Origin of the sequence: Wolbachia endosymbiont of Mansonella perstans, assembly GCF_020278605.1 — a bacterium.
In the GTDB taxonomy this organism is placed as follows: domain Bacteria; phylum Pseudomonadota; class Alphaproteobacteria; order Rickettsiales; family Anaplasmataceae; genus Wolbachia.
The window spans coordinates 1-5,328 of sequence record NZ_JACZHU010000072.1 but is presented as its reverse complement, the minus strand read 5'-3'; the positions used below and the strand labels follow the sequence as shown (position 1 = coordinate 5,328).

Genomic DNA, 5,328 nt, shown 5'->3' with positions numbered 1-5,328 from the left:
AGTATCAAGTACTGGAATGACAAAAAAAGTCACTTGGATGACAGGAAAAGGAGATATTGGGGTGATGGAAAAAGGGCTACATGGATGACAACCTTCTAGTAGGTTCGAATCACAGTGTTAATGCAGTTGTAAGCGATTCAGGTTGGGCAGCCCTAACCACTAGTCTATATTATTTCTAAACGCAATACGCTTACAGAATTTTAGTGTAAGAGCTTGGTTTCTACTAAAAGACAGCATTATGCTAAGAGCAATGCTTGAAGATAAAAGGAAATAGCCACCATAGCTCAGTATGGTAAAGTTATACCAGTGGTGGGAAAATGCTTAACGTTATCCCTATGTTTATTATAAATTGTGCGATAAATTGAATTGAAATACCGAGAATTACCAGCAGATTGAATAATTCACTTTTTGGCTAAGCACATAACCAAACCAAATTCTTCTGCTAGAACAGAAGATACAAAATCTGTATAACTATCAGGAAGAAAGATTTTGACGCTACTTCACCAGAGCCAACACCGGTTAACTGGCCTTTTTTGAATGCTTTCAATAATTTTATAACTTGAAGATTATCACGCTGTGCAAATAAAGAGAAAATTGTAAATCTTTTGCTTTATGTGTGGAAAACACAAGTAAGCCGTCGCAATTCCAGTTATGACTATTCCTAATATACATACAAAGTATAAAAGTGGTGTACACGCAATAAACATTCGGCAGGTAAAAGAATATGTCAGAGGCATGACACACTGAAATCAGGATGTAAAAGTACAATGTAAAAATCAACAAAAATATTATAATCGACATATAAACTTTAAACTTCATGCCGCTAGCCAAGACACCAGCTATAACAACAGAAAAAATGGCTTTACAAACTCAGATGGCTGAATTGAAATTTTGACAATATATACCATCATTTCGTCCCTTTTGCTTCCATGTCAAGTATTACCACAGCTACCATCAGAATAATAAACAGAGCAAAATCCAAAAACGAAAGGTTAAGTATGGTTTTTATATTGAGAAAAGAAAATGCTACTAAGGTAACCAGTGATAGGACTATATAAACTATATGGCGCTGTATAATAATTTTGCGGTAAAGAAAGACGCTGTGCAATTACGGAACTTGCCGAATGAATAGGAACGAAGCTTATGGTCAGCAAAAGAACTACTAGAATAACGAGATAATAATCTAGTGTTCTATACCAGAGTTTAATGTTCATTTTGTTCCAATATGTAATGCCACTATTCCATAGCTCATATTATGAAACTCAACGTTCTTGAAGCCCACTTCTTTAAATTCAAAATTAAACTCAGCCTGAGTTGGAAACTCTCTGATGCTTTTCACCAAATATTCATAGGGACTCTTATCTTTAGCAACTATGCTACCAATTTTGGGAATTACTTTAAATGAATACAAGTCGTAAAATTTGCTGAACATTTCATTTTGATAGTGCATAGGGGCAAACTCCAAGCAGACAAACTGCCCATTTGGTTTTAATACCCTATATGCTTCACTTAAAGCCTTCTTGCGGTCAGAAACGTTTCGAATGCCAAAGGCTACTGTGCAGTAATCAAATTCGAAATCTTCAAACGGTAAGCTCTCTGCATCTGCACACACCCAATTAAAACTAAGCTGGTTTGCATTTATAGCTTTATCACGGCCTCTGCTTAGCATACTTTGATTTATATCACATATTGTGATCTGAGCACTTGGTTCTCTTCTCACTATTCTTATTGCTATATCTCCAGTTCCTCCAGCGATATCCAAAACCTTGGAGTTTTTTGTAAAATGCACACTATTTACCATCTTATCCTTCCATAGCCTGTGCATTCCTAGGCTCATTATATCATTCATAACATCGTAGCGATTTGCTACGGAATCGAACACCTTTTTAACTAATTGTGATTTATCCATGCCCTTCTCGATTTTTATTTAGGCATTGCGTAAAATCGTTGAGCGCCTTTTATCATAAAAGTATATCCAGTATTCTGCTGCTGTAATACCTTCATAATTTTTAATCATGCCTTGCAATATTATACTCGATTTTGTGCCATTTATTACAAGTTAAGTCAATTCAGTACATTCTCAAATTTTATTGAAACAGATGAAAATTCTTCCTGTATATCAGCAAAATACTAAAAAAACTATCGTCTTTTTTTATTGAAAAATTAAAAAAAATACTATATAATTATTATAATATTAGTCTTTTGTAAGACTTATAGCAAACGCTAATGTAGCTTTCAGTAAAAAAACTTTGCAGCACTTTGCTAAACTAGTCGAGCTTACTAAGTAGCCCGCTCAAAAGCTAGCAGAAAGGCTATTTAAATAAGCAATTGAGCGCGAAATGGAAGGTTTTTGTTATCTTGTGGTCGATGTTAAAGGTGCAGAAATGGTTAGAAGTGAGGATTTAGATTAGAATAAACTATTATCTTCTTAAAGAACGTTCTTAAGAAAAATCTTCCGGACCTTCCGAGAAGAATACAGCCAAACATTATAGATGCAATACACAATCGGCTTACAAGAGATTCATTGAACCTTGGTGAACCACTATATCACAACTTTAAAGGGTATAGAAGGCTAGGAGTTGGTGTTTATCATATTGTAAATATTGAAGAGCATGCAGTAATTATTGTTGCAGTAGGTCATGGAGACACTATTTACAAAGAGGCCTTGAAGATAATCAATACCATATTCAATAACCACTTTTCCATTAAGTTACATAAGTAAATTATACAATAGATATATACTATACAGCCCCTTCTCTTGATCATTTTCTATTGAAATTAAAAAAAAATGTTGTACACTAACTATAGTAATAGACTTTGGCAAAACTTATGGCAGATTCAGGCATTAACGTAGCACTTATCCAAAAACTTCACATCAGCTTACTAGACTAGCTGAGGTGACCAAGGAGTCCGTTCAAGAGTTGGCAAAACAACTAATCATGGAAGGGTAAGATAGAAGAAATTGCTATTTGGCCTTATCAAGAAGCACAACGTTCCAGGCGCAGAAAGAATTGAGCTCGAAGATGTTAAATGGAGATGTCGATACTTGGTTAAATTAATGTAACCAATGAAGAAAATGTATTATAATAAAACTTTTATAGCTCAACGAATCCATTAAGTGGCAATACAAAATATTATCTCTCTTATCATGATATTATCTGTAGCAGTTGCCGATATGGCAACTGACCTGTATTCAGTTGCACTACCGAGTATTGCCCATTATTTTGAAGTAGAAAACCATGTGGCACGACTTACAATCAGCTTAAATTTAGTTGGATTTGCGATATCCGGGTTAATTTATGGTCCGCTATCTGACCATTATGGTAGGCGTCCAATCATGCTGATCGGTATGGCAATTTTTACTTTGGCAAGTATTGCATGTTACATAGCTGACAGTATTGTACTCTTAATACTCATTCGCTTTATACAAGGAATAGGGGCTGGTGTTGCAGGAGTAGTTGGGTATTCAGCAATAAGGGATATATACTCAGGTAGTGGATACTCAAGAGTAATTTCAAAGTTAAATATGGTAGCAGCGCTTTCACCAGGGATAGCTCCAGTGATAGGCAGTTATATAATTTCAAGTGGGTACAGTTGGAAATTTTTGTTTTTTATTATATCACTCGCGGCAATTATTATGCTCGTTTTTATTTACTTTAAATTACAAGAAACACTTACTATAAGTAAAAGTGAAACCAGTATAACTAGTGTAATGGTCAATATTCCCAAACAGTATATATCAATATTTAGAAATCATCGTTTCCTTGGGTTCGCAGCTATCCATGGGTTAACTTTCATGTGGCTTTGGGCGTATATTGCTAACTACCCTTTCATATTTGAGTCTATGGGTGTTGAAGTACAATATTTCGGTTATCTAATATCAATCATAGTTATATTTTACATAATTGGAACTTTGATTAACAGAAGATATGTACCAAAAATAGGGGTTAGCCAAATGTTAATGATAGGTTTGATGTTGCCAATAATACCCGAGAGTTTGCTGATATATTTTTACTCCATAGACAAATTAAACGTGTTTGTCCTTCAAACTGTTTGGATTCCAAGCAATATAGGTCTTGCATTAGTAATAAGCAATAACGTAACCTCTGCGTTAGAAACAACCAAAAGTATAGGACTTGGTAGTGCAGTCCTCTCATTCTGCAATATGATGTTCGGAGCCATCGGAGTATATATAGTAGGTAAATTCTTTTCTTACGGTATTTTATCAAATTTACTATTAGCAATAATATGCTCTACAATTGCGGTTCTTATATACTACCTACTCAGATATACTGAAAAATATTCAAAAGACTGATTATATAGTAAGCCGGTCCTTTTCTTCTGGCATCAGATACTGGAATTTCACATGGTTATGTAAGGTCTACTGAGTGCGAACCGATTTTTCGCACACACGTTTTACTACATGATCAGCACTGATATTAAAATGCTCATAAAGTGTTTCATAAGGTGCTGATTCTCCAAACCTCTTTATGCCAACAAATATACCATTTGAGCCTATATATTTATGCCAACCCATTTCACTTCCAGCTTCAATTGCAACTTTAATACTGTCATTATTTAATATTGCTGCTTTACACTCATCACTTTGCTCGTCAAAAAGTCTCCAGCATGGCATAGAAACAACCCTTGTGCCTATACCTTTTTCCTGTAATTTTTTTCTTGCTTCAATTGCAATTTTAACTTCAGATCCGGTTGCAAATATCGTCACTTCTAGCTTTCCTAAATATTCACACAGGGTATATGCACCAAACTTTGATAGGTTGGCAGATTGATGAGAATCAAAGTGAAATTTGCGCATGTAATTTACATTCTGCCTTGAAAGTGCAAAAAGTACTGGTGACTCTTTTTTTTCCAGTGCAATACTAATACACTCCAGAGTTTCGATTGCATCGGCTGGTCTAAAGACGTACAAATTCGGTATAGCACGAAGAGAGGCTAAATGCTCTATCGGCTGGTGAGTTGGGCCATCTTCTCCTACTCCAATTGAGTCGTGAGTCATTACATATATGACCTGCTGTTTCATCAAGGCTGAAAGACGTATAGCAGGGCGGCAATAATCAGAAAACACCAAAAAAGTGCCACCATAAGGAAGAATTCCGCCATGAAGAGTCATGCCGTTCATACAAGCTGCCATAGCGTGCTCTCTAACTCCATAGTGGATATAAGAACCACTATAATCATTGCTGTTTATTACCTGCATGTGCTTATATTTAGTGCAATTTGACTCAGTAAGGTCAGCAGACCCACCGATTAATTCTGGCATAGACTCAGTTAAAAGTTCCATTACTCTGCCGAAAGAAGATCGAG

4 protein-coding genes are annotated in these 5,328 nt (G+C 35.5%); 2 read left to right on the top strand and 2 right to left on the bottom strand.

Annotated elements, in window-relative coordinates; all coding sequences use genetic code 11:
• Positions 1-1,210 precede the first annotated feature (1,210 nt).
• On the bottom strand, positions 1,211-1,909 hold the full coding sequence (gene ubiE / locus IHO13_RS04310; protein WP_225538433.1) for a bifunctional demethylmenaquinone methyltransferase/2-methoxy-6-polyprenyl-1,4-benzoquinol methylase UbiE: 699 nt from the start codon (positions 1,907-1,909) through the stop codon (positions 1,211-1,213).
• A gap of 615 nt (positions 1,910-2,524) precedes the next feature.
• Here ubiE and IHO13_RS04305 point away from each other — a divergent pair.
• Both IHO13_RS04305 and IHO13_RS04300 read left to right on the top strand, forming a co-directional pair.
• A complete protein-coding gene (locus IHO13_RS04305) occupies positions 2,525-2,722 on the top strand; it encodes a type II toxin-antitoxin system RelE family toxin (protein WP_225538432.1) in 198 nt (65 codons plus the stop codon).
• A 396-nt stretch (positions 2,723-3,118) separates the two neighbouring features.
• The gene (locus IHO13_RS04300; protein ID WP_458695364.1) at positions 3,119-4,315 is read left to right on the top strand and encodes a multidrug effflux MFS transporter; all 1,197 of its coding nucleotides are present in this window, start codon (positions 3,119-3,121) and stop codon (positions 4,313-4,315) included.
• A 66-nt stretch (positions 4,316-4,381) separates the two neighbouring features.
• On the opposite strand, the gene IHO13_RS04295 is transcribed toward IHO13_RS04300, so the two are convergent.
• Positions 4,382-5,328: transketolase family protein (locus IHO13_RS04295; protein WP_225538431.1), on the bottom strand; the 947-nt coding region annotated here is incomplete at its 5' end.

Excerpts from the sequence above, each read along its gene's own strand:
- ubiE (WP_225538433.1), bottom strand. The coding sequence starts at position 1,909 with ATGGATAAATCACAATTAGTTAAAAAGGTGTTCGATTCCGTAGCAAAT.